General features: G+C 50.4%; 18 protein-coding genes, 1 tRNA gene and 1 pseudogene. 6 read left to right on the top strand and 14 right to left on the bottom strand.

Annotated features, from left to right (window positions below; all coding sequences use genetic code 11):
* Together zapE and AC5L4R_RS07445 are read right to left on the bottom strand one after the other, a co-directional pair.
* Complete coding sequence (gene zapE, locus AC5L4R_RS07450; RefSeq protein WP_494473302.1) at positions 1–1,119, bottom strand: cell division protein ZapE; 1,119 nt, start codon at positions 1,117–1,119, stop codon at positions 1–3.
* A gap of 37 nt (positions 1,120–1,156) precedes the next feature.
* Complete coding sequence (locus AC5L4R_RS07445) at positions 1,157–1,819, bottom strand: alpha/beta hydrolase (RefSeq protein ID WP_494473301.1); 663 nt, start codon at positions 1,817–1,819, stop codon at positions 1,157–1,159.
* Between the two features lie 287 nt (positions 1,820–2,106).
* Between AC5L4R_RS07445 and AC5L4R_RS07440 the strand changes: the two genes are divergently transcribed.
* Positions 2,107–2,490, top strand: coding sequence for a hypothetical protein (locus tag AC5L4R_RS07440; protein ID WP_494473300.1), 384 nt, complete (start codon positions 2,107–2,109; stop codon positions 2,488–2,490).
* A gap of 93 nt (positions 2,491–2,583) precedes the next feature.
* Here AC5L4R_RS07440 and AC5L4R_RS07435 read toward each other — a convergent pair whose 3' ends face one another.
* Complete coding sequence (locus AC5L4R_RS07435; RefSeq protein WP_494473299.1) at positions 2,584–3,084, bottom strand: hypothetical protein; 501 nt, start codon at positions 3,082–3,084, stop codon at positions 2,584–2,586.
* A 58-nt stretch (positions 3,085–3,142) separates the two neighbouring features.
* Positions 3,143–4,042 (bottom strand): ATP-binding protein, encoded by a 900-nt coding sequence (locus AC5L4R_RS07430; protein ID WP_494473298.1) that lies wholly within the window; start codon positions 4,040–4,042, stop codon positions 3,143–3,145.
* Positions 4,043–4,260: 218 nt separating this feature from the next.
* On the opposite strand from AC5L4R_RS07430, the gene uvrB reads away from it, so the two are divergent.
* Together uvrB and AC5L4R_RS07420 are read left to right on the top strand one after the other, a co-directional pair.
* A complete protein-coding gene (uvrB, locus tag AC5L4R_RS07425; RefSeq protein WP_494473297.1) occupies positions 4,261–6,378 on the top strand; it encodes an excinuclease ABC subunit UvrB in 2,118 nt (705 codons plus the stop codon).
* Between the two features lie 71 nt (positions 6,379–6,449).
* Positions 6,450–7,472, top strand: a complete 1,023-nt coding sequence (locus AC5L4R_RS07420) for a J domain-containing protein (protein WP_395143978.1) — start codon at positions 6,450–6,452, stop codon at positions 7,470–7,472.
* 71 nt (positions 7,473–7,543) lie between these two features.
* On the opposite strand, the gene folE is transcribed toward AC5L4R_RS07420, so the two are convergent.
* Positions 7,544–8,098, bottom strand: coding sequence for a GTP cyclohydrolase I FolE (gene folE / locus AC5L4R_RS07415; protein WP_494473296.1), 555 nt, complete (start codon positions 8,096–8,098; stop codon positions 7,544–7,546).
* 236 nt (positions 8,099–8,334) lie between these two features.
* On the opposite strand from folE, the gene AC5L4R_RS07410 reads away from it, so the two are divergent.
* The gene (locus AC5L4R_RS07410; protein WP_494473295.1) at positions 8,335–9,159 is read left to right on the top strand and encodes an enoyl-ACP reductase FabI; all 825 of its coding nucleotides are present in this window, start codon (positions 8,335–8,337) and stop codon (positions 9,157–9,159) included.
* Here AC5L4R_RS07410 and dnaE read toward each other — a convergent pair.
* Positions 9,156–12,638, bottom strand: a complete 3,483-nt coding sequence (gene dnaE, locus AC5L4R_RS07405) for a DNA polymerase III subunit alpha (protein WP_494473294.1) — start codon at positions 12,636–12,638, stop codon at positions 9,156–9,158. The genes AC5L4R_RS07410 and dnaE overlap by 4 nt on opposite strands.
* A gap of 235 nt (positions 12,639–12,873) precedes the next feature.
* Here dnaE and AC5L4R_RS07400 point away from each other — a divergent pair.
* Positions 12,874–12,946: transfer RNA gene (locus AC5L4R_RS07400), tRNA-Arg, on the top strand.
* 35 nt (positions 12,947–12,981) lie between these two features.
* Here the strand turns inward: AC5L4R_RS07400 and AC5L4R_RS07395 are convergent.
* From AC5L4R_RS07395 to AC5L4R_RS07365, 7 genes are all read right to left on the bottom strand, one after another.
* Entirely contained in the window at positions 12,982–13,644 is a 663-nt protein-coding gene (locus tag AC5L4R_RS07395; protein ID WP_494473293.1) for a nucleotidyltransferase family protein, read from the bottom strand.
* 4 nt (positions 13,645–13,648) lie between these two features.
* Positions 13,649–14,803 carry an XdhC family protein gene (locus AC5L4R_RS07390; RefSeq protein WP_494473292.1) on the bottom strand — a complete coding sequence of 385 codons (1,155 nt, stop codon included), beginning with the start codon at positions 14,801–14,803 and terminating at the stop codon, positions 13,649–13,651.
* Between the two features lie 156 nt (positions 14,804–14,959).
* Positions 14,960–17,416, bottom strand: coding sequence for a molybdopterin cofactor-binding domain-containing protein (locus AC5L4R_RS07385; RefSeq protein WP_494473291.1), 2,457 nt, complete (start codon positions 17,414–17,416; stop codon positions 14,960–14,962).
* Entirely contained in the window at positions 17,413–18,525 is a 1,113-nt protein-coding gene (locus AC5L4R_RS07380) for an FAD binding domain-containing protein (protein WP_494473290.1), read from the bottom strand. The genes AC5L4R_RS07385 and AC5L4R_RS07380 overlap by 4 nt, the downstream gene beginning before the upstream one ends.
* Positions 18,522–19,199 carry a (2Fe-2S)-binding protein gene (locus AC5L4R_RS07375; protein ID WP_494473289.1) on the bottom strand — a complete coding sequence of 226 codons (678 nt, stop codon included), beginning with the start codon at positions 19,197–19,199 and terminating at the stop codon, positions 18,522–18,524. Before AC5L4R_RS07375 ends, AC5L4R_RS07380 begins: the two co-directional genes overlap by 4 nt.
* 382 nt (positions 19,200–19,581) lie before the next feature.
* The gene (locus AC5L4R_RS07370; RefSeq protein ID WP_494473288.1) at positions 19,582–20,502 is read right to left on the bottom strand and encodes a response regulator; all 921 of its coding nucleotides are present in this window, start codon (positions 20,500–20,502) and stop codon (positions 19,582–19,584) included.
* A 115-nt stretch (positions 20,503–20,617) separates the two neighbouring features.
* A complete protein-coding gene (locus AC5L4R_RS07365) occupies positions 20,618–23,095 on the bottom strand; it encodes a sensor histidine kinase (RefSeq protein WP_494473287.1) in 2,478 nt (825 codons plus the stop codon).
* A 441-nt stretch (positions 23,096–23,536) separates the two neighbouring features.
* Here AC5L4R_RS07365 and AC5L4R_RS07360 point away from each other — a divergent pair, with 441 nt between their 5' ends.
* Positions 23,537–23,839 (top strand): DUF2905 domain-containing protein, encoded by a 303-nt coding sequence (locus AC5L4R_RS07360; RefSeq protein ID WP_494473286.1) that lies wholly within the window; start codon positions 23,537–23,539, stop codon positions 23,837–23,839.
* Positions 23,840–23,906: 67 nt separating this feature from the next.
* Here the strand turns inward: AC5L4R_RS07360 and AC5L4R_RS07355 are convergent.
* A pseudogene (locus AC5L4R_RS07355) lies at positions 23,907–24,020 on the bottom strand (IS5/IS1182 family transposase); the annotation flags it as partial.

The following is a 24,020-nucleotide window of genomic DNA, read 5'->3' as shown; positions in this document are numbered from 1 at the left end:
TTAAATCACTTGGTCTTGCAAATCACTTTGGGCGACGCGGTGCTCAGCTTGTAGATAATCCGTTGATTGCATCTCAAGCAAGCGTGAGCGCGTACGCTCGATTTCAAACGCCAGTTTTGTGCCTTGGTATAATTCCAAAATCGACTGCTCGGCGCGCACCAACAGCTTGACACGGCGGTCATAAAACTCATCAACCAAATAAATCAATCGCCGCGTTGGATCAGCGAGGTTGTCATTGAGCGCAGGCACATTATCTACCAGTACGGTGGCAAAGCGGTTGGCAAGCTCGATAAAGTCACTGGCAGAACGCGGCTGCATACACACGCTACGAAACTCAACATACAGCACATCCTGCGTGTAGCCATGCACCGTGATTTGTCGCCCGTTAATCGTCAGCGGCTCACGCGTCACAGGCTGGTTGTTGGTCAGTGCGTCAAACCGCTGTGCCAACCACCCAGCGTTATCAGCCGTCAGCGGTGACACATACAACTCAGCTTGCTGCAACAGGCGCAAGCGATAATCCACGCCACTGTCAATATTCATAATCACGCAATGACGCTCCAGCGCCGCTATCGCTGGCAAAAAGCGGTCACGGTGCAGCCCGTCTTTATACAAGCCATCAGGCGCGATGTTTGACGTAGCCACCAGTGTGATACCACGGGCAAACAACATGCCAAACAAATCGCCCAAAATCATCGCATCCGATACATTTGACACAAAAAATTCATCAAAACAAATCACTTGCGCGTCTTGATGAATGCGATCGGCGACTGTCTCAAGTGGGTCGGCTTGCCCTTGTAAGCTGTGCAACTCCCGATTGACCATTTGCATAAAATGATGAAAATGCATCCGCAGCTTGCCATCGGCTGGCAGCGCGTCAAAAAACATATCCATCATCCACGTCTTGCCGCGCCCCACACCGCCCCACATATACAGACCTTTGGGCGGCTCAACACGCTTAAAAAAACTCAACAAGCCTGATTTTTTGTTGCGATTGGCTAAAAGCGCATGATAAATGCCGTCCAAATACGTCATCGCTTGGCGCTGCTGGGCATCGGGCTGAAACGCACCACTTTGTAAAGCGGCTTCATAACGCTGTAAGGGGCTATTGGCGTGCAAGGTGTTTTCCTAATTTTGATGGTCTGTCAAATACAATTTAACCGTTAATCGAACTTAATTCTTCAAGCGTGGTTTTAAGCTCACCCAATTTGCCATGAAAAAAATGTCCCGTATCGGCAAACACACGCGCACGAATACCAAACCGCTCGCCAAAGGCTGCCAGTGCGTCGGGCGCGACCAACTCATCATTTTCACCATAAATCAAAAATGTCTTATCGGCAGGCAGGCGCACCGCATCGATCGGATGTTTTTCAATCGATGGCGCAATCAAAGCCAAATCCGTCAAGCGAAAGTCAGCAAATGCGCTATCTTGTGCCACCTGCTCTGCGGTGCGCATCGCCACATAACCACCAAACGAAAATCCGCCCAGCCACAATTGGCGCGCGTCAGTCTGCTGCCCAATCCAGCGTAGCACCGCCAGCGCGTCGTCAATCTCGCCTGTCATATGCCCGTAGCTGCCCGTTGAGCGTCCGACACCGCGAAAATTAAAGCGCACCACGTGCATACCTGCATCACGCGCAAAGCGGTACATCGTCGTCACCACCTTGTTCATCATCGTGCCTTGCTCGACGGGGTTGGGATGGCACAACAACGCCACACGCGCCGCCGTGCCTTGGGGCTGGTCAGCGTGCCACAGCGCATCCACCTCAAGCTTGCCAGCAGGCGCGTCAATTAATATCGAATGGGGTGCGGTTAGCATAGATGTCCTTTAAATCCATTAGGTTGATGTGTGTTATTCGTTTTGGCGCAAAAAATAGCCCAAGCTGCGCAATTTGGCGCGGCAAAAACGCCTTGGCAATTTGCAAAAATTTAGCAACATCCTAGCGAATTTTGCCCAAAATAGCTAGGGCAATACGGCAAATATACCGCGATGACATTGGCTGCATGATTGCCTGCGCTTTAAAAATTGTAAGCGCGGCTGGGCTAAGGTTGCGCATTGTGGGGAATTTGGGCACACTAAGCGCAGTTTAAAGTCAGGATGTTGCTATGTCAAAACCAAACAACCCGTTGTTAAAAATCGCCGCTGCCGTGCCTGCCTTGGCGTGCGTTATGGGGCTTAGCGCGTGCCAATCCACCCAAACCGCCGTGCCTGTCATCCAACGCGCCAACAACGTGCTAGAAACCACAGGGCTTGGCAAAACCAAAGTCGCAGCCCAGACCAACGCGCTCAACTACGCGCGCCAGCAATGCCGCCGCCGCACACCGATTGTGCTATCAGACACCTACCGCTACAACGGTGTGCTGGATGAAAACATGGGACGCGTGGCAGACCAAGCCATCGGCGTGTTGGGTGGTATCGTCGGCATGAAAAAAACCACCATCGCGCGCGATGATGATTATGAATACACCATCACGTTTCGTTGCCAGTAGTGTGCTAACCGTCAATCAAAGCGACCATAAAAAACCTTAACGCCCAGTTGGACGTTAAGGTCTTGCAATAATAAGTAGCGGGAGGTAGCGGGATTAAATGGCCTGCCGCCCTGCCAAATGCGCTTGCAATGCCGCAATCGTTGGCTTATCGCCTGCCGCCAAAATCGCCTGCTCAATACGGGCGATGGGTTCGGCATTGACAGGCTGGCTATCAAACAGCTTGAGCGTACGTAGCTGCAAATCGCCATCGCCACGCGCCAGCACAATATCAAGCAGCACAGGCACATCAAACGGCAAATCGGGCGTGGTTTGCGCCATTGCAATCGCGTGATACGCTCCGTGCGCGTCTTGGTCATCGATGATGCGCTGATTGACCGCACGGTAGGCTTTTTCGGTCGTGCCGCCTGCCACGTTGATTTTATGCAAGCAATTAAGCGCAGAATGACTTTGTAGCGTGGCAATGGCAACGATATCTTGCGCTTGGCGTTGTAGCTTGGCGCGACGGGCTTCACGTGCGGCCAGCGCATCGCGGCTAAGATCCAGATCGGGGACGCCTGCAGATTGCACAACGGGGTTAAAAGGTAATTGAGACATGCTAAACCTTAGATTTCATCAAGTGTTTAGCTTCTCAATGCGGCCATTTAGCCAAAAATCAATTTACCGCATCGGCATGACCCAAGCGCGTTTGCCCAATCCAATGCCGACTAAACTGAAATGCCACCCGTCCCGAGCGTCCGCCGCGCGTGCTTGCCCACGTCAAAGCCGCTGCCTGCGCTGCCTCATCAAACGCCACCCCTGCACGCACCAAATAATGCCCGACAATCGCCAAATATTGCGCCTGCGGCATGGGGTGGAAGGTCAGCCACAAGCCAAAACGGTCAGACAGTGACACGGTTTCATCAATCGTTTCATACGGATTGACTTCATCGGTTTGCCCATTGTAGATGCTGACATTGTCTTTCATCAGCTGCGGCAATAGATGGCGACGATTGCTGGTGGCATAGACCAGCAGTTGGTCTTGCTCTGAATCAAGCGCACCGTCCAAAATACTTTTGAGCGTACGGTAGTTCTCATCTTGCGCGTTGAATGCCAAATCGTCGCAGTACACAATGTAACGGCAACCGTGGTTGGGCACGCGTTTACCCAGCTCAATCACCGCTTGGCGAATCGGCTCAAGCATCACCAAATCATCACGCGCCACTTCAATCATCCGCAAGCCATCATGATAAAAGGTATTGAGCAACGCGCGAATCAGCGACGACTTGCCTGCACCGCGGCTGCCTGTCATCAGCACATGGTTGGCAGGCAACCCAGCCAGATACTGGCGCGTGTTTTGCACCAGCTTGGTTTTTTGTGTGTCAATGCCAAGTAAGTCCGCAAGCGTCAGATTTGAGGCGATATTTAGCGCAATCAGCTCACCACCGCCCGTGGGACGCGTCTGCCAGCGATAGGCGATAACATCGGGGTCAAGTGTGACAGGCGTGGGCAGCGCTTGCCGCAAGTAGGCTTCAAGCAGTTGTGGCAAGGGCTCGGGTAGGTGTAGGGTGGTCATAAATGGGTTATGTCTCGATTGGCAGAATAAGTGTGGTTTTTTAATTGATCAATGCATCGATTGAATGCTAAAGGCAAGCGTACGGCGATCGCACCAAGTTGGCAAGTGCTTGCCACCGACCTATCATACCACAACCGATTTTGTGTTTTACCACCTTTTAAACGCGCCTAAAACCCCCATTAAATGCCTACCAGTTTGATAGTATAAGAAGATTGACCATGCGACCACCCCAAAGCTCACGTTCTGAACGCCAACTCAACCAACTGTCTCGCCAAATCCAAGAAGCCGCCCAAATCACAGGCGTAAACGCCAGTGGCACGCAAATCTCTAGCCGCGCCTTTGAGATGGTCACCGATTTTGCGCCATCAGGCGACCAGCCGCAAGCCATCGCCAAATTAGTCAAAGGCGTAGAACAAGGCATGCACGGGCAGCTATTGCTTGGTGTGACAGGCTCAGGCAAAACTTACACCATGGCAAAGGTGATTGCCGAGTGCCAACGCCCGACCATCATCATGGCGCACAACAAAACCCTAGCCGCCCAGCTATACGGCGAGTTTAAAGCGTTTTTTCCGCACAATGCCGTTGAGTATTTTGTCAGTTACTATGACTACTATCAGCCCGAAGCGTATGTGCCTGCCTCTGACACATTTATTGAAAAAGACAGCGCGATCAACGACCACATCGACCAAATGCGCCTATCGGCAACCCGTGCCTTGCTAGAACGCCGTGACGCGATCATTGTCGCCTCGGTATCAGCGATCTATGGTTTGGGTGACCCCGAAAGCTATCTAAAAATGCTACTGCACATCGTCGTTGGTGACCGTGTGGATCGCACCGCCATGCTCAAGCGGTTGGTTGAGCTACAATACACGCGCAACGAGCTGGATTTTGGCCGCGGTACGTATCGCTTGCGCGGTGAAACGCTTGATATTTACCCTGCTGAGTCTGAGCAGCTGGCCGTTCGTATCAGCATGTTTGACGATGAAATTGAAAAAATCGCATGGTTTGACCCCTTGACAGGCAAAACCGTGCGCAGCGTACCGCGCGTGACGATTTACCCCAAATCGCATTACGTTACCCCACGCGAAAAACTTGAACGCGCCTCTGAAACCATCAAAGAGGAATTGGCGCAGCGCTTAGAGTATTTTCGCGCCCATGACAAGCTGATAGAAGCCCAACGTATCAAGGAGCGCACACAGTATGACCTTGAGATGATTCAGCAGCTAGGCTACTGTAATGGCATTGAGAACTATTCGCGCCATCTGTCGGGCCGGCCGGCAGGTGAAGCGCCGCCAACGCTATTTGACTATATTCCGCCCGACGCGCTGTTGTTTATTGATGAAAGCCATGTCACCGTGCCGCAAATTGGCGCGATGTACAAAGGCGACCGCAGCCGCAAAGAAACCTTGGTGAATTACGGCTTTCGTTTGCCATCGGCGGTGGACAATCGCCCGATGATGTTTGAAGAATGGGAGCGTATCGCGCCTGCGACGATTTTTGTTTCGGCAACACCAGCGCAGTATGAGCTTGAGCACAGCGAACAAGTCGTTGAGCAGGTTGTGCGCCCAACGGGTTTGGTTGATCCTGTCATTGAAATTCGTCCTGTTTTGACCCAAGTTGATGACGTGCTGTCAGAAATCAACCTGCGCAAAGCCAAGGATGAACGCGTGCTGATTACCACGCTAACCAAACGCATGGCAGAGGATTTAACCAGTTACCTCAAAGAATACAACATCAAAGTGGCGTATCTGCATTCGGACATCGACACTGTTGAGCGCATGAAAATCATCCACGAGCTGCGCACGGGTGTGCATGATGTGTTGGTGGGTATCAACCTGCTGCGTGAGGGCTTAGACATGCCCGAGGTCAGCCTTGTGGCGATTTTTGACGCGGACAAAGAGGGCTTTTTGCGCTCTGAGCGCTCACTGATTCAAACCATCGGACGTGCTGCCCGCCACGTCAATGGCAAGGCGATTTTGTACGCCGACACCATCACGCCGAGCATGCACAAAGCGATTGAAGAAACCGAACGCCGCCGCGCCAAGCAAATCGCCTTCAACAAAGAACACGGCATCACGCCGACGTCTGCCAAACGTCAGATTACCGATAAAATTGACACAGGCGAGATCGAAGCGGTCAATGACAACCAAGTCATCACAACAACCAACGCGTTTCCTGATGTTGATATCGAGATTTTGCGCTCACCTGACTTGTTGGCAAAAGAAATTAATCGCCTAGAAAAACAAATGAAACAGTTATCGCGCGATTTGAAGTTTGAAGAAGCAGCCAAACTGCGTGATAAAGTACTGGCATTGCGTGAGTTTGTGCTACAGTAAAGTTGTTCTGAATTGTCCTTTTGGGTAAAAAATGTTACGTTATATTTTTTAGAGACTTAGAGTAACGTTTTATGCAGCCGCCAAATTTCTACGACATTTTGAATGTTTCAAGAAGTGCGCCGCCCGAGGTTATTCGGGCCGCTTACAAAACTCTGTCACAAAAATATCATCCTGACAAATTTGCCTTTGCTAGTGCGACAGATAAAACATTTGCCAACAATATGATGATGCAGTTAAATCAAGCCTATCAAATATTGTCAGATCCAATACAGCGTAGAGAATATGACGCTTGGCTAGATAGACAAAATTTGAATTCAACAGTTCAAAACCATTCTGTTGCATCTCAGAAACATATTACAATTAGTGTTAATTATGGCGATATTGGTGGTTCACTAAAAAGAGGCTCTCAGAGATTTGGAAAGTCCATCAAAAATTTATATGTAGGGTTGTTGAAAACATCGATTACAATGGTTAAGAAATTCTTAATTCCAAGTACTATAATTTTAATTATTGGCTTGATCTTTTTACGTTCATCTTGTCAAAAAGAACCAGAACCAATAACCGCTCCTATTGTAGAGGATGTCGGAGCTTTGACCGCTGATTCAACGATGTTAAATACTAGCCAATCATCTGATAACCAAAAATATGTGTCGGTTGAAGCTGATACTCCGCAGCCTAAAGTTTCTAAAACCCGTTTAGCACCTAATGGTAAACCTTTTCCCAATCGTCCGAAACATCTTGACGGTTATCCCAAGTTAAATACTAATGGGCTATCAACTATCACAGTTGATAATTCCCAAAATGATTCGGATATCTTTGGAAAGTTGTATTACTTGGATGTTGATACACCGAAAGCTGTTCGCTATTTTTTCATACCTGCACACGGTGGGCTGATATTGCGTGACGTAACAAAAGGTAATTATGATATTCGTTATAAAGACTTAGATACTGACCAAATAGCCAAATCCGAACCCTTTGAAGTTCAAGAAATTGAAAGCTATGCTGGTACGCAATTTAGCGATATTACTATGACTTTATATAAAGTGGCAGATGGTAATATGCAAACAACTACTATCCCTGATAGTGAGTTTTAATCTTAAGACCTAAGAAAGATTGCTAAATTCATAGCTTCTTAAATTCAAAAAGGTAAAAATTAGGTGATCAGTTAGTCCACACTCGGCAACGCCGCCAAAAACTCCTGCCGCGCCTGTGGGTCGGTTTTAATCGTGCCAAGCAATGCCACGCTGCGCGTGCGCGCTTGCTGGCGCATCACCCCACGCATCATCATGCACATATGCGCTGCATCCATCACCACCGCCGCACCTTGCGCACCTGTCACATCCATCACCGCCTGCGCGATCTGTTGGGTTAGGTTTTCTTGAATTTGTAAGCGTCTGGCGAACATATCAACGATACGCGCCATTTTTGATAGCCCCAACACGCGCCCATTGGGCACATAACCCACATGCGCCACACCATAAAACGGCAACAAATGGTGTTCACACATCGAATAAAACTCAATATTTTTTACCAAAATCAACTCGTTGTTGTCGGTTGGGAAGAGTGCTTGATTGGTCACTTCATCCAGCGTTTGCGTGTAGCCTTGGGTCAAAAATTCCATCGCTTTGGCGGCACGGGTCGGGGTGTCAATCAGCCCTGCGCGTTGGGTGTCTTCGCCCATCGCGGTGAGTAACTGGCTATAAATCGTCGGGTCAATCATGGTATGATAAGGGTTTTTATTGGCTTAAATTCAGTGAAACTGGCAAGCGGCGCGTGGTTTTGTGGCAGCACAACGCGCGGCAATGCCAAAAAGTGGCTATAGCTTAACGATTTGGCGCGAATTGTAAAGTGAAATTTGTAACCGCCAGACCCGGTCGCGTTGATTCATAGCGTTGTCGGTCCACCAACCGCCTTTTTATTTTCAATACATTTTTAGATTTTAGCAAGGAAAACAACATGTTATTACAAGGCAAGCGTTTTGTTGTCACAGGGATTGCCAGTAAGTTGTCCATCGCGTGGGGTATTGCTGAGGCGCTGCACCGTGAGGGCGCGGCATTGATTTTGACTTATCCCAATGACAAAATCAAAAAACGCGTTGAGCTTGCGGCACAAGCGTTTGGTGCTGAGCAGGTGCTGGCGTGTGATGTCACCTGTGATGCGCAAATTGCCGAATGTTTTGCGCAGGTGGCAGCGCATTGGGGTGACGGCATTGATGGTGTGGTGCATGCGATTGGCTTTGCCCCTGCCGAGCAGCTCGACGGTGACTTTGCCGAGGTGACCACGCGCGAGGGTTTTGCCATCGCGCATGATATCAGTAGCTACAGCTTTATCGCGCTTGCCAAAGCCAGCCGCGAGCTACTGGCCAAACGCCAAGGGGCGTTATTGACTTTGACCTATCTGGGCAGCACACAGGTGCTGCCAAATTACAACGTCATGGGGCTGGCAAAGGCAAGCCTTGAGGCCAGCGTGCGCTATTTGGCAAGTTCGTTGGGGGCAGACGGCATTCGGGTGAATGCAATTTCGGCAGGGCCGATTCGCACCCTTGCTGCCAGCGGTATCAAGTCGTTTCGCAAAATGCTTGACGCAAATGCCAAAATCGCACCGCTACAACGCAACGTCACCATCGAGGAGGTGGGCAACGCTGCGGTATTTTTGCTCTCACCATGGGCATCGGGTATCACGGGTGAGACACTGTTTGTTGATGGCGGTTTTCACACCGTTGCCTTAAGCGAAAACGTGCTACTGGCAGCCGATGGCACGGCAGACAGCGCAAGTCACTAAGCAAACTCCCACCGCAAATCTTGCCCTGCCACCGCCTTAAGCTTGCCAATCGTGTCTTCATCGGGCAAAATCTGCCACTGCGGCGGTGTGCATTCGGCGGCGATTTGACCATGGGCGCAGTTGTGATAAATCGACAAACCCAGCGCAATGCCTGCCGCTTGGGTATCGTGTGGCGCAAGTAAGGCTTGCAGCTCATGGAGCAGCGCCACGTTATCGCTGGCAATGCGTACCGACAAGCGTTTTAGCCAGCGCCGCCGCGCCTCGGCCAAGGTCAAAACGTCTTGCAAACTGGCATAGGTTTTGCCATCGCGTTCGCGCACGCTGCCTTCAACGATGATCACACTATCAGGCTTAAGCTTGTCTTTGACACGGGCAAAGCGTTCGGCATAGCAGCTGACTTCAATGCGCGCGCTACCATCATCCAGCAAAATCACCGAGCGGTTGCCAAAGTTTGCCACGTCCATCACCAACCCTGCAAACATCGTTGTTTCGCCGTAGCTGGTTTCGGACAAATTGCCAAGCGTGGCTTTGCTATAGCGCGTCAGCTCCTTGCGATAGTCGTCAATCGGGTGACCTGTCAAAAACAAGCCGAGCGTGTCTTTTTCTGCTTTTAGGCGTTCGCCCTCTGTCCAAACGGGCGTGCGCGGCAAAGGTGGCGCGGCGGTGACGGCTTGAATATCGCTGAACAAATCCTGAATGCCCATGCTGTCATTGTTGCGCTGTTGTTCGGCCGCTTGCATGGCGTGCGGAATCTGCGCCAGCAACGCGCCACGAATATCAAAGCCACGTTCGGCAGGCAAATCAGCGCGTAAGTTGGTTGCCATGTCATCAAAACAGCCTGCTTTAATCAACGCCTCCAACGTGCGCTTGGTGACTTTTTTGGTATCAACACGTTGGCAAAAATCGTACAAATCTTTAAAATTACCGCCTTTTGTGCGTGCCCGTACGATGGATTCAACTGCCGATTCACCCACGCCTTTGATACCGCCCAAGCCATAGGTGATAGTCGAGTGATTTTTGGGCACAAACTGCCAGTCAGACACATTGACCGAGGGGTTTTCTACAGTGAGTTTAAAATTCTCTCGACAATCGTTGATAAAAAACACCACGCTGTCGGTGTTGTTCATGTCTGAGCTGATCACCGCTGCCATAAATTCGGCAGGGTAATGGCTTTTTAGGTATGCGGTTTGGTATGCCAACACGCCATACGCCGCCGAGTGCGATTTGTTAAACCCATAGCCTGCAAATTTTTCCATCAGGTCAAATACACCACCTGCCAGCTCTTGGTCAATGCCCTGTGCAATCGCCCCATCGACAAAAATGGTACGCTGTTTTGCCATCTCCTCAGGTTTTTTCTTACCCATCGCGCGGCGCAGCATATCTGCTCCACCAAGGCTATAGCCTGCCATTGCCTGAGAAATCTGCATGACCTGCTCTTGATACACAATCACGCCGTAGGTATTTCGTAAAATCGGCTCAAGACGCTCGTGGTCGTAGTGTACCTCTTCACGTCCATGTTTGCGGTCAATGTACATATCCACCATGCCTGCATCCAACGGGCCGGGGCGATACAGTGCACACATGGCGATCACGTCTTCAATGTTGGTCGGCTGCAGCTTGCCAAGGTATTTTTTCATGCCCGAGCTTTCTAGCTGAAACACCGCCGTGGTGTGTGTGCGCTGTAGCAAGTCATACGCATCGGGGTCATCAAGCGGCAAGGTGTCCAAATCCAGCGGTGGCTTGCCTTGTGCTTGTAGGCGTTTGTTGATATTGCGCACAGCGGCGTGGATCACCGTCAGGTTGCGCAAGCCCAAAAAGTCAAACTTGACCAGCCCGACAGCTTCGACATCGTCTTTGTCAAACTGGCTAACGCGATGCCCGTCTTCATCGCAATAAATCGCGCTGTAATCGGTGATTTTGGTGGGCGCAATCAGCACGCCGCCTGCGTGTTTACCCACACCGCGTGTAATACCCTCAAGGCGCACCGCCATTTCCCAAATTTCATTGGCATCTTCATAGTCCAAATTATCGGGATTATTGAGCAAATCTTTGAGTTGCGGCTCTTGATTAACCGCTTCTGCCAGCGTCATACCAGGGGTTTTGGGGATGAGTTTGGAGATTTTATCCGCCAAACCATACGATTTGCCTTGCACGCGCGCCACGTCACGCACCACCGCTTTTGCCGCCATCGTGCCAAAGGTGATGATTTGCGACACCGCATCGCGCCCGTATTTTTGCGCGACATAATCAATCACGCGGTCACGCCCATCAATACAAAAATCCACGTCAAAGTCGGGCATCGACACACGCTCAGGATTCAAAAACCGTTCAAACAGCAAATCATACGCCAACGGGTCAAGGTCGGTGATATTAAGCGCGTACGCCACCAATGAGCCTGCCCCCGAACCACGTCCTGGCCCCACGGGCACATCGTTGGCTTTTGCCCAGCGAATAAAATCCATCACAATCAAAAAATAACCAGGAAAGCCCATCTGCAAAATCGTGTTGATTTCAAAATCCAACCGCTCATCGTACGGCTTACGCACGGCTGCCCAGTCATCACCGCGTTGGTCAGTCGGGTAGAGCTTATCGAGCCGCGCCTCAAGCCCTTGCTGCGCTGTTTGGCGAAAAAACGTCTCGATCGTCTCACCTTCGGGCACAGGAAACACAGGCAGATCAGGCTTGCCCAATGACAAAGTAACGTTGCAGCGTTTGGCTAAATCCAGTGTGTTATCAATCACCGCAGGCATGTCATCAAACAGCTGCGCCATTTGCGCTTGCGTTTTAAGATACTGCTCAGGGGAATAATCACGCGGACGGTTGGGGTCGGCAAGCACGTGCGAATTGGCAATACACACGCGCGCTTCATGCGCCTCAAAGTCCTCGGCAGTCAAAAAACGCACATCGTTGTGGGCGATAATGGGCACATCAAACGCCGCGCCCATGCGCAGCGCTTGCTCAATAAACACATCCTCGTGGGGGCGTTGGGTGCGTTTAATCGCCAAATACACGCGATCACCAAACGCCGCCTGCCACTGTGTTAGTAAGCTATCGGCACGCGTTTCATTGCCTGCCAACATCGCATGCCCGACGGCAGATTTTTCGGTCAAAAGCGCGATCACGCCTGCTTGTTTGGCAAAAATTGCCTCACGCGGCACAATCGGCTTGCCCAATACTTTGCCATCGGTATAACCCACCGATACCAGTTGGGTCAAATGCCGATAGCCAGTTTGGTCGCTTGCCAGCAAGGTAACAATTTGCGTGTCATCATCAACAAACACTTCAGCACCGATGATAGGCTTGATCCCTGCCGACAGACACGCACGATAAAATTTGACAGCGGCGTACAAATTAGACGCATCGGTCAATGCCAACGCCAGTTGCCCATCGGCTTTGGCGGCTTTGACCAGCTCACCAATCCGCACGATCGAATCGGTAATCGAAAATTCGCTGTGAATACCAGAATGCACAAATGCCATGCCGTACCTTATTCTTGTTACTGCTAAAACTGATTTGGGCGGTTATTATACCGTTTTTGGCAAGAAATTTTGTGCCAAATTTGCTTAAAATCCACAAATAGCTGATGGCTAAGTATTTGACGCGACAGGTATTGTTGGCTAAAATTTTGACAAAAAGACGCCATGTTGCCACAAAATAACGCCACAACATAGCGTGCATGATTTTGGCGCGATTTTGTGCTAAAATCATCCACCTACGCCTATAGCTCAACAGGATAGAGCAGTCGCCTCCTAAGCGACAGATTCAAGTTCGAGCCTTGATGGGCGTACAATCTTTTAAGTTTTATTTTAATGTTTGTAAAAACTAGACAACAGGCAACGTTAAACTAAATCGCTGTTTTAATCCATCAAACTGTGCCATGGTGTCTATATCTATCGCCAAATGCGGCAAGTCTACGGCTGTTAAACGATAATTTGCCCCACAGCAGCTGCAAATCAAATCAGCTGGCTGTTGCCACAGCGCGCGCAAGCCCTTATCTCCTTGTAGGCGTGCAGCAGAATCGTATACAAATCCCCACGATAAATTCACAGGTACGCCTAAGATCGGTTGTTTGCCATAGCGGCTGAGCATGAGCTCATGGCTATCTGCCGTTTGGTTGAGCGTGTGTAAATCGTCTACCGTGAGTGCTACTTGGTCGATGGTCAAAATAAGTACGCGGTCATCGCGTCGGCAAGTGGTATTTGCCAAAACATGAATGGCAAGCTTGAGCGAATGCGCCATGCCAGCAGATGGCTGCGGATTATCGATGATCGTCACGCATAAGCCAGCTAATTCGGCATATATCTGCTTTGCCCATGCCGTATTTAAGGCAGGCGCGACGACAAGCATGGCGGCAGGGGATAACGCTTGTGCTTGTTGCACGGTTTTGCTGATTAGGCTGATGCCGTGTTGGTGGATTAACTGCTTGGGTATGCCCAAGCGTTGGCTTAAACCTGCGGCTAAAATGATGACAAACAAACGCGGCATCAGATTAAGCCAAGGTAGGGGCAGCAAGCTGACTGAGTGCGGCTTGAATTTGCGCCACGGTTGAGAGCGCGACGGCTTCGGGCGTGTCGCCACCAATCGGCAAACCCATCGGTGCGTGCAATATCTGCTGTGCCTGTGCAAAAATTGGTTGCAGTTCGGGATAGGCGTGTGCCAAATCGGTTAAAAGCTGCTCGGTGCGATAGCGCGGGCCTAGCTGCCCGATATACAACGGCAACGGGCTAGCGGTCAGCGCGTGTTTGAGCCAAACTTGGTCTTGGCGCAGGCTGTGGGTCAAAATTGCCACGGCAGTTTTTGGGTAGGTGGTGAGCAAATCTTGCACAGGTTGCGCATTGTGTTCGATGTCATCAAGGGATAAATGCAGCACCGCGTCTGCCAATGGCAAACGACTAGGTTTTGCCAGATCGGCGCGTGCATCGACGACGCTGACGTGCCAGCCTTGCCATTTAGCCAGCTGTACCAGTGCTGCGCTGTCTTGCCCTGCCCCAAATATGACAAGATGCGGTGGCGGCTCGATGGTTTCGACAAGTGCCGCAAACTGCTGTGCCTGTGTCATGTTGGTTTGCTGCCAATGCTCAATGCTATGACGGCTTTTGCGGCTGGCAGGTGTGCGTTTGACCAAACGCCAACCATCACCCAAACCTAAGCCACACGCCAAATCCGTACCATCTGCCAATGCCACATGCCGCCCGATTGCTAAGGCGCAGTTGGTAGTCGTGGCGCGAATAATCGTTGCCATGCGTTGTGGCGCGCGCGTGTGCATGACTTGGGCAAATGTATCAAGCAGTGGCGCAGCGTTGGCATGGCTTAAACGCTCAAACAAAATATGCACCGTGCCTTGGCAGCCCAAGCCAAAATTGTGCTCGATGTCAGCGAGTGTCAAATCATCATCGCTGGGCGCGTCGGTTTGGTAGGTTTGTAGGCTTGCGCCATCACGGGTCAGCCAAAATGCGCGCTGAACCACGTGTTTTTCTAAACAGCCGCCGCTGACCATGCCCACGCTTTGCCCGTCCGCAAAAATCACCATGCGCGCTGCAGGTTGGCGGTAGGCAGAGCCTTCTACTTGCACGACGGTGGCGACGACCACATCGCTGAGCGCGTCGGGTGCTAGGTTGGTTAGCGTATCATAAAAAGTTTGCACGGTTTTTAACCTTACAACGTTGCAATTTTTTCAAAAATTTTTTTAAACAGCTAAGAAAAATGACGCTAAGTACAGGCTTAGCGTCATTGGGGTTGATAAAAAAGCGCTGGATAACAATGAGTCTACGGCGCTTAGCCCGTAACACTTGGTCGTTTCTTACAGCAATGGCAATTGCGCCAACAGTTTATCGGCGGTGATCGGGTATTCGCGCACGCGAATACCCGTTGCATTAAACACCGCGTTGTTGATTGCTGCACCAGCGCCCGACAACGCCAACTCACCAATACCTTTGGCGTGCAATGGGTTGGCGTATTCATCGCGCTCGGGTAAAAATACTACTTCAAGGTCAGGAATATCGGCGTTGGTTGGCACGTGGTATTCGGCAAAGTCGTGGTTGCATAGTCGTCCGTTGCGGGTGTCGTACATCATTTGTTCCATCAATGCCGCGCCCACACCAAACGTCATGCCGCCGATGCACTGCGAACGAGCGGTTTTTTCATTTAAAATTCGCCCTGCAGCAAACACGCCTAGCATACGACGCACACGCACTTCACCTGTTACGCGGTGCACGCCAACTTCAACGAAGTGCGCGCCATAGCCTGCACGGTGGTGGGTTTTGGCGTTTTTACCAGGTTTAATACTGCCTCGGGCTGACAAGCCGTGCGGTGCATGTTCTCTCAATAAGTGCTTTAGCGTGGTGCTACTCGGGGCTGCTGTGGCTTGTTCGTCTTGCTGGTCATCGTTTTGCGTATTGCCATCGGTCAAGCCGACGCGCTCGGCAAGCTCACTGACGGCGGTGCTGATGGTCTCGCTAAGATCGCTGACAGTTTCGGTGACGGTGTCGGCAATTTTTTCGCTTAATTTTTCAGCTAAACTTGCCTCATGCTCACCTTGTGGGTACACGCAGCCATTGGCAAGCTGCAAAATATCGTCAGGGATATCGGCAAGCTTGGCAATCTCTTCGCGCAGTGCTTGGCAGGCAAGATACACCGCGCTGCCTGAGCTGCTCGCGCCTGCGCTGCTGCCCGAGCCTGCGGCTGTGGGCATGTCACTGTCGCCCAATTTGACCTCCACGCAATCGATTGGCAAGCCCAATAAATCGGCAGCGATTTGTGCCAAAATCGTGTAGGTGCCTGTGCCGATGTCGGTCATGTCGGTTTCGACGATGGCTTGCACGCCTGTGTCGGTACCTGCCAAGTTTAGGCTAACGCGTGCCTCTGATGCCATGACTTGGTCGCTACGCGCGGCAGCTGCCATGCCATAGCCAATCATCCAATCACCTTCCATACGGCTAGCGACGGCAGGGCGATTGTCCCAACCAAATGCTTTCGCGCCATGCTGCATGCATTCGACCAGTTTACGCGCGGTAAACGGTACGTTTGTACTTGGATTTTCTTTAGGCTCGTTGTGAATGCGTAATTTGACTGGGCACATATCAAGCTTATGTGCCAACTCATCCATTGCGCATTCTAGGGCAAGTTGTCCAGCGGCTTCACCAGGGGCGCGCATTGAGCCTGATAAGACTTGATTCATGCGTACCATGCGGTATTTGACTTCGCGGTTTTCGCCTTGATATAAAAAATGCGTGGAAACCGCGCACGGCTCAAAGAATAACTCACTTGGTAAGCTTGATACATAGCTGTTATGAATCACGGTGTGCAGCGTGCCATCTGCGTCTGCGCCCAAACCAATGCGTTGCTCAGTGTTGCTGCGGCGCACGGTTGATTCCATGACCTGCGCGCGTGTCATCACCACCAACACAGGGCGATCAAGCTGTTTGGCTGCCAAGGCCGCCATAACAGACTCCGATGAAATACCCAATTTTGCACCAAACCCGCCACCGACATACGGCGATAGCATGCGCGCTTCATCGTCTTTGATTTTTAAGGCTTTGACCAGTTGCACATGACTTGCGCCAATCATTTGGTTGGCGGTGTGCAATACCAACCGCCCATCTTGCCATTGGGCCAATGACACGTGTGGCTCCATTGCCATGTTGCTTTGGCTTGGGGTGGTGTAGGTGACATCAACGCTAACGTCTGCTTTTGGCAAGGTTTTTTCAGGCTTGCCCATATATTGGTTTTTGTCGGTCACCCAGTTGATATACTGGCTGTGGGGTTTTTCTTGTTCAAAGTCAAAATGCCCATGCGCCTCGTCATTGTCATAATCAATCTGCAATGCCGCCGCGCCTTGTTGGGCTGCTTCTAGTGTCTCACCGACCACCAACACAATCGGCTGCCCATGATAAAATACCTCACTGGCAGTTTGGGCAGGTGCTCTCTTGACCGTGCCTTGTTGGGGGTTGCGCAAAAACAGCTCATCATGCAAGACAGCGATCACGCCTTCGATGGCAAGTGCGGTGTTGTCGTGCACTTTTTTGACCTTGCCTTTACCGATGGTAGCACCCACCATCACACCGTACGCCATGTTGGGTAAGACGTAATCAGCCGTGTAAGGTGCTTTGCCAGCGACTTTTAAATGCCCATCAATGCGGTTAATTGGCTTACCAACCAATTGACTGGCGGTTTTATCAAGCAGCGAATCGACGGGTTCATCCATCTTTTGTTGCTTGCTTAAGTCTTGATGATTGCTGAGTAAATCGGTCAAGTTCATGCGTCACCTCCGTGTTGGTCGGCTGCATTGGCGGTGGTTTGGTGATCGTTTAGCGGGTGATCTGTGACATCACTCACGCCGCTAGATAGCGGTGATACACCTGCTGGGGTGGCCAGCGCACGCGTGACAACGTGATGTAGCAAGCGTTGAACCAACATGGCTTTGTATTCAGTTTGCGCGTCGGTTACCGCGTCTTTGAGTAATAGCGCGACGGCGTATTCAATGCTGACCGCATCGCCAGTCGTGCCCAACAGCGCATCCTCAACCGCTGCATCACGCCACGGCATGGGGGCAAGACCACCAAACGCCAGTCGAATCGCGGTGATTTTGCCGTTGTCGTGGGCAATCGCCGATGCCACGGATACCAAAGCAAACGCGTAAGACGCACGGTCACGTACCTTGTCATAAGCGTGGACGCTGTCTTGTGCTGATGGGGCAGGCGGCGGCAAAATCACATGGGTAATCAAATCGCCTGCTTGCAAAATGTTCTCGATGTGTGGCGTATCCTCGGGCAAACGATAAAATTCGCCCAACTCAACGATGTCTTGCTCACCATTGGCACGCGCGATAACAACCTGCGCGCCCAATGCACGCATGGCAACCGCCATATCCGATGGGTGGGTGGCGATACACGCATCGCTGATGCCCAAAATACCCAACTGACGGTGTGCGCCGCCTTTGGCAGGGCAGCCAGAATGCGGCTGGCGTTTGTTGCATGGGCTGTCGGATTGATAAAAGTAATTGCAGCGTGTGCGCTGAAGTAAATTGCCAGCCGTGCTTGCCTTGTTGCGTAGCTGCTGTGACGCACCTGCCAACAACGCGCGTGACAACACAGCATAATCGCGGCGTACCGTTGGGTGGCTGGCAAGGGCAGTGTTGCTGACCAACGCGCCGATTTTTAAACCACCCTCGGGGGTAGGCTCAATGGCATTGAGTGGTAAATGGGTAATATCAATCAAACGCTCGGGCTGCTCGATGTCATAGCGCATCAAGTCGATCAAATTGGTACCACCTGCGATAAAATAACTGCGCACAGGCGTTATACTGTCACGCGCACGGGCAACCGCGTCCTGCACGTCTTGCGCACGCTCATAGGCAAAGGCTTTCATACATCTGCCTCCGTGGTTGATTGGTTGTCGGTCAAATCGGTCGGCTTAAGCGCGTCAAGCTCGATGGCAAACGCTTGCTCAATGGCGCGCACGATATTGGGGTACGCCGAGCAGCGGCACAAATTGCCGCTCATACGCTCACGAATTTCTTGGCGTAGCGCGTGCTGGTTGATGGCTTGGGTCAAATCATCGGGCAGCGGCTGGTCAAGATTGACCGAAACATAGCTGGGCAAGCGTTCGCGCAGTTCGTTGAACAGTGCAGTAGCAGAGCAGATTTGCCCCGATGTGCAGTAGCCGCATTGAAACGCATCATTGTCCAAAAACGCCTGTTGAATGGGTGCTAATTTGGCAGGCGCGGTGTCGTTTTCTAAATCATTGGGCGGTGCGATACCTTCAATGGTGGTAATCTCATCGCCATCGTGCATGACGGCAAACGTCAAACAGCTATTGACGCGCACGCCATTGACCAACATCGTGCACGCACCGCACTGCCCGTGGTCGCAGCCTTTTTTGCTGCCTGTCAATGCCAAGGTGTTGCGGCATAAATCAAGCAACGATGTGCGCGTATCCACACCTTTTAAATCATAGGTTTGTCCGTTGATAGTCATACTAAAATCGGCGGTGGTGATATGCTCACCGCTGTGCGTGATGGGTTCGCTATTGGGCGCGTTCATAGTAAGTTCTCTGGCTAAAAATGCTGGCTAAAAAATAATGGATGAAAATTGTCAAACGCTGGTATTTGGCTTAGCATTTATTTTAAATAAACGTTTTTTAAATAAAAGCTTTACAATTGCCTAGACAAATACTGGCAGGTCGGTGGGTGTAGCCACCCACACATCGATAACTTATTGTTTTGAATTAGTGTAAAAGGTTTACGTCTTGGTGCGCAAGTGTCATGGTTAATTGGTGACATTTCTTAACCAACATTAAGAAATATATCTTTAACTTGGCTAAAATTAAACAAAAGCCGTGTCGTATCACGCGCCTAACTGTGCCAAAATAACACAAAAAAGCGCTTATAGGCGACCCATAAACGCTGATGGCAAGCCGCTGGTACTAAGCGGTTTGCGTTTTTTTGCCGCGAAAACGTGACAAAAAGCCCTTGACCTTGTCCGAAAAACTGCGTTTCTCGGTTTCGCTGACCTCGGCGACTTGGTGGCGCATTTGTAGTTTGGGCTGAGCAACCAGCTGTTCGTGATGCTCAAATGCGCGTTGGATGCTCAGCTGCAGCAATGCCAAATTGGTCGGGCGCGGCAAATAACGGTACACTTGTCCTTTGTTAATCAAATCAATCAGTGTGTGCGCGTCTTTAAATTCAGTCAAAACCAAAATTGCCAAATCGGGGTAGTTTTGTTTGAGCGAATAAATAATCGGCGCGATGTTTTCACCGCCCAATGATACATCGCTAATCATCACGCCAAATTTGGTTTTCTCCAGCAATTCTTGCGCCTGATCCAGTGAGTTTGCCCATTGGATGTCATATTGTCCAAACGCGTTTTGCATCTGCTGATATACCGCTTCATGGTCATCAAGCACCAACACATGGCGGTTGCTGACGTCTTGGTAAGTTACCTGTGGCTGCTCGCTAAACACCGACTTGGTTTGTAGCGCGATGTCAGTAGCTTGGTTGATGGTATGCTTGAGCTGGTCGGTTTGCCACGGCTTGGTGATGTAGCGATAAATTTCACCTTCATTGATGGAATTGACCACCGCGTTCAAATCGGCATAGCCTGTCAGCAAAATACGCACGGTGTGCGGTGATACTTCTTTGACATCTTTGAGCACCTCAACGCCAAGCTTTTGTGGCATACGTTGGTCACTAACGACGACTTGCACGTCGTTGTTTTTTAGATATTCGATCAACTGGTCGGGATCGGTGGTGATAAACACGTCATGGGTATCACGAAAGTGCATCCGCAAGCTGCGTAAAATACGCTCTTCATCGTCGATAAACGCAATCTTAGGTTTGGTGTCCATGGTTTCCTCGGTAATCTGTCGGTTTCAGCAGTCGCTGGCAGTTAGTCGGCTAAAAAATCAATCGAAGGCTAAAGCTAACCTTCGATGTTGATGGGCAAATACAGTTAAAGCGCGGCTACTCGCTAATCAATAGCTTGGCTTGGCTGGTAGGCGCGGTGTTCTGGGCGGCACGTTGCTTAGGCAGGCGCAAGGTAAAACATGTGCCTTTGCCCACTTCAGACTCAACGCTTAGCGCACCGCCGTGCTGCTCCATGATTTGGGTAGAAATCGCCAAGCCCAAACCTGTGCCTTCGCCTGCTGCTTTGGTGGTGAAAAACGGCTCAAAAATCTTGGCAATGACATCAGGTGGCATCCCCGTGCCGTTATCCGCCACATCGACAAACACATCATCCGCGCTTTCATAAGTTTTGATATGAATGTTGCCTTGATGCCCCTCGGGCATGGCTTGCGCAGCGTTGTTGAATAGGTTTAAGAGCACTTGGTTGATTTGCGATGGGTTGCAGCTAATTGGTGTGGTCGCTTGCAAATCGGTGGTCACATCCAAGTACTTGATGTTGTTGCGCGCAATCGTCAAGGAGCTTTGTACGCAGTCGTTGATATTGACTTCTTTGACCTTGGCTTGGTCAAGGCGTGAGAAGTCGCGCAAATTGACCACCAATTCAGAAATCTGCTCCACACCAAACTTGGCATCATCAATCAAGCCGTTGAGATCATCTGCCACTTGGTCATTGACGATATCATCGCTGATGTTGAGCGTTGTTGTGAGTGCGGCTTCCACGTCGTCATTGTTGGCTGCCTCGTCCGCCATCAGTTCTTTTAGGGCAAACGTGCTGGCGACCAATTCGTCATAGCGCGATAGGTTATCGCCAATCAAATCTAAGTTACTGCGCACATAGCCCAGCGGTGTATTGACTTCATGCGCCACACCTGCCACCATCTGACCCAGCGTTGCCATTTTTTCAGACTGCACCAGTTGCACTTGTGAGGCTTTTAGCTCTTTGAGCGCCATCTGCAAATCTTCAGTACGCTCGGCGACTTTTTGCTCCAAGCCCTCGTTGGCCGCTTCCAAATCAGCATACGCCACCGCCAGTGCGCCCTCGTTTTCGACCACGCGATGAATCAAATTGTTCATCGCGCGAGAAATCGTGTTGATTTCACTGACATTTTCTTCAGGCAGTTGGTGTTTGGTAAGCTCGGTGTAGCGCTTGCGCTCAATCAATTCACCCATTTCATCGACTTCGGTTGCCACGCGGCGTAGCGGATTGGTGGCAAAACGGCGTACCAAATACCAGCTAAGTGCCATAATCGGAATGATACTCAGCAAAATCCACCAGAACAATTGCCGCCCCAAATCGTTGGCAAATGCCACAAGCTCGCTGTTGGGCTTGACAATAACCATTTTCCAGTTGATAAACGGCATGGAGAACACAAACGCCGTTGAGGGCTGATTGAGCAACAAATCATCATCCAATGCGACGCGCTCGACAAAATGCTCTTGGCTTAAATCAATGTCTTCTTGCGCATTGGTGAACAACAGCGCGGTTAGGATATCGGCTTCTTTTTGTGTGGTGCGCTGCAAATTGGTGCTACTGACGATGTTGTTTGAAATGTGCTCAAACCGCCCTGTATCCATCTTTTTGGCTTTATCAATCAGCTGAGTGTTGATGCGCTCAAGGCTTTGGGCAATCGGTGTAAAGTTGGGGTGTTTTTGCGCAAAACTGCTGACGTCCATCATCTCGCCTTGCGGATTGGCTTGGGTGACTTGTTTGACCAGTGACTCATCAGGAAAGGTCAAAAAGTTGTTGTTCATATCGACCAAAAACGCATAGCCGCCCGTTTTGTCTTGCCATTTTTTGACGGTGGCTTGCAGGTTTTCAAGCAATACATCAAAGCTCAACACACCCTCAAAACCTTGGGTGTTGGGGTTAAAAATCGCGCGCGCACAGGTCACCATCGGCAATTTGCTGTCGGCTTGGATATACGCACGGCTCCATACGCAGTGGTCATGGTTGGCGTACATGGCAGGCACATACCACCAATCGCGGTAATACGGCGTTGCCATCTGGGCAGGCGCACCATTTGCCGCGCTGTTGGGGGTGGCCGTGTCGTCGTTTGTCAGCCCCAACACATTGACCACGCCTTTACCGCCGCGGGCAGGGTTGATGTCAGCGTAGCTTGGGTTTGGCTGCATCGCTCCGTTGTTGTCGCGTCGCCATGCAAAAGCTTGCTCTTCGGCATCGGCACGGTACATGGTTGGGTCATACCAAAGCCCACCGCCAATCACGCGATCTTCGGTATTGGCAAACAAATGCCCGATACTGGTGTTGATTAGCGCGGCATCTTTGGGCAGGCTTTCGCTTAGACGTGCCGCGGCATCTGACAAGCTATCAATCTGCACCAAATCCGCCATAATGCCATTGACCGCCTCATCACCCGTTGCGATGACGGCCTTAGATGCCAAGTCTGTCACCTCAGGCTTGGCGCGTTGCTCAATAATAAAATACACAATCGCCAGTGTAACCACAAACACCAGCAGCAAAATCGTTAGCACCCGTGACGCTAAGCTTGTAAAACTAAAGCCCGATACCTTCATAACGACCGCCCGACACCTACCATTGCCCAATTACGTTGTACCCATGCTGCTCACCGCGTTGGATGGTTACCTACCTGTGACCATCCAGACCCACAACAAAAACCCAAAGTTTTAACTGGCTAAAACTTTGGTTATTGCATTAAAAATTTTTGATAAAAAAGACATGCTTGCCAAAAATATTTTGATGAACGGTAATGATTAACCGATTAAAGTTAAATCCGTTAAAAATTATCGATTAAAAACTGCGACAGTGTAATGGGCTAAGATGACAAAAAAATGAAAAAACCGACACAAAAATCACAAAACTGTCAAAAAATTTCAAACGATTACACCGCTTAAATAACAAATCATTGAACACAACTTGTCTACAATAAAGTTAGTAAAAAAGTTAGTCAATCTGATGACAACATCATCATAAGCAGATGATAAAGTGAGCATAAAATGGCAAAAATATTCTTGGTGGTTGGTGCGGTGCTGTTGTTGGTGGGACTTGTGATGTGGGTATTTCCTAATGCATTGGGTTGGTTTGGTCACCTGCCAGGCGACGTGCATTATGAATCACAAAACAAAAACGTGCGCGTGTATGCCCCATTTATCAGCATGTTGGTGCTAAGCATTATTTTAACGATTTTATTAAAGAGACCTTTGCACAAACCAGCGACCATCTCTCGACACCAATTTCAAACTCAACTAAAAACAGGAATTGGTGTTAAAGAAGCGAAAAAAGTCACCGAATTGGCATAAAAGCCTCCTAAATTGCCGTAAATTAACGTCTATTGGCTAGTTTTACCAACCAACAGACACAATAACCCTAAGCGACCCCATATTTTCGCTTCAAGCCTAGGGCAGTTTTTAAATTATGCACTATGCTAGCAAGCAAAGTACTGGTATGAAATTGCATTAACCCAAGGTGACGAGCCTTATT

The sequence above is a fragment of the Faucicola sp. SE7633 genome, from assembly GCF_059264685.1.
The sequence above is the reverse complement of the archived record's forward strand: the minus strand, read 5'-3'. Positions and strand labels throughout refer to the sequence as shown.

What these genes read in the sequence shown, in the direction of transcription:
- AC5L4R_RS07445 (WP_494473301.1), bottom strand. Translation starts at nt 1,819, where the DNA reads ATGCTAACCGCACCCCATTCGATATTAATTGACGCGCCTGCTGGCAAG.
- AC5L4R_RS07440 (WP_494473300.1), top strand. Translation starts at nt 2,107, where the DNA reads ATGTCAAAACCAAACAACCCGTTGTTAAAAATCGCCGCTGCCGTGCCT.
- AC5L4R_RS07435 (WP_494473299.1), bottom strand. Translation starts at nt 3,084, where the DNA reads ATGTCTCAATTACCTTTTAACCCCGTTGTGCAATCTGCAGGCGTCCCC.
- AC5L4R_RS07430 (WP_494473298.1), bottom strand. Translation starts at nt 4,042, where the DNA reads ATGACCACCCTACACCTACCCGAGCCCTTGCCACAACTGCTTGAAGCC.
- uvrB (WP_494473297.1), top strand. Translation starts at nt 4,261, where the DNA reads ATGCGACCACCCCAAAGCTCACGTTCTGAACGCCAACTCAACCAACTG.
- AC5L4R_RS07420 (WP_395143978.1), top strand. Translation starts at nt 6,450, where the DNA reads ATGCAGCCGCCAAATTTCTACGACATTTTGAATGTTTCAAGAAGTGCG.
- folE (WP_494473296.1), bottom strand. Translation starts at nt 8,098, where the DNA reads ATGATTGACCCGACGATTTATAGCCAGTTACTCACCGCGATGGGCGAA.
- AC5L4R_RS07410 (WP_494473295.1), top strand. Translation starts at nt 8,335, where the DNA reads ATGTTATTACAAGGCAAGCGTTTTGTTGTCACAGGGATTGCCAGTAAG.
- dnaE (WP_494473294.1), bottom strand. Translation starts at nt 12,638, where the DNA reads ATGGCATTTGTGCATTCTGGTATTCACAGCGAATTTTCGATTACCGAT.
- AC5L4R_RS07395 (WP_494473293.1), bottom strand. Translation starts at nt 13,644, where the DNA reads ATGCCGCGTTTGTTTGTCATCATTTTAGCCGCAGGTTTAAGCCAACGC.
- AC5L4R_RS07385 (WP_494473291.1), bottom strand. Translation starts at nt 17,416, where the DNA reads ATGAACTTGACCGATTTACTCAGCAATCATCAAGACTTAAGCAAGCAA.
- AC5L4R_RS07380 (WP_494473290.1), bottom strand. Translation starts at nt 18,525, where the DNA reads ATGAAAGCCTTTGCCTATGAGCGTGCGCAAGACGTGCAGGACGCGGTT.
- AC5L4R_RS07375 (WP_494473289.1), bottom strand. Translation starts at nt 19,199, where the DNA reads ATGAACGCGCCCAATAGCGAACCCATCACGCACAGCGGTGAGCATATC.
- AC5L4R_RS07370 (WP_494473288.1), bottom strand. Translation starts at nt 20,502, where the DNA reads ATGGACACCAAACCTAAGATTGCGTTTATCGACGATGAAGAGCGTATT.
- AC5L4R_RS07365 (WP_494473287.1), bottom strand. Translation starts at nt 23,095, where the DNA reads ATGAAGGTATCGGGCTTTAGTTTTACAAGCTTAGCGTCACGGGTGCTA.
- AC5L4R_RS07360 (WP_494473286.1), top strand. Translation starts at nt 23,537, where the DNA reads ATGGCAAAAATATTCTTGGTGGTTGGTGCGGTGCTGTTGTTGGTGGGA.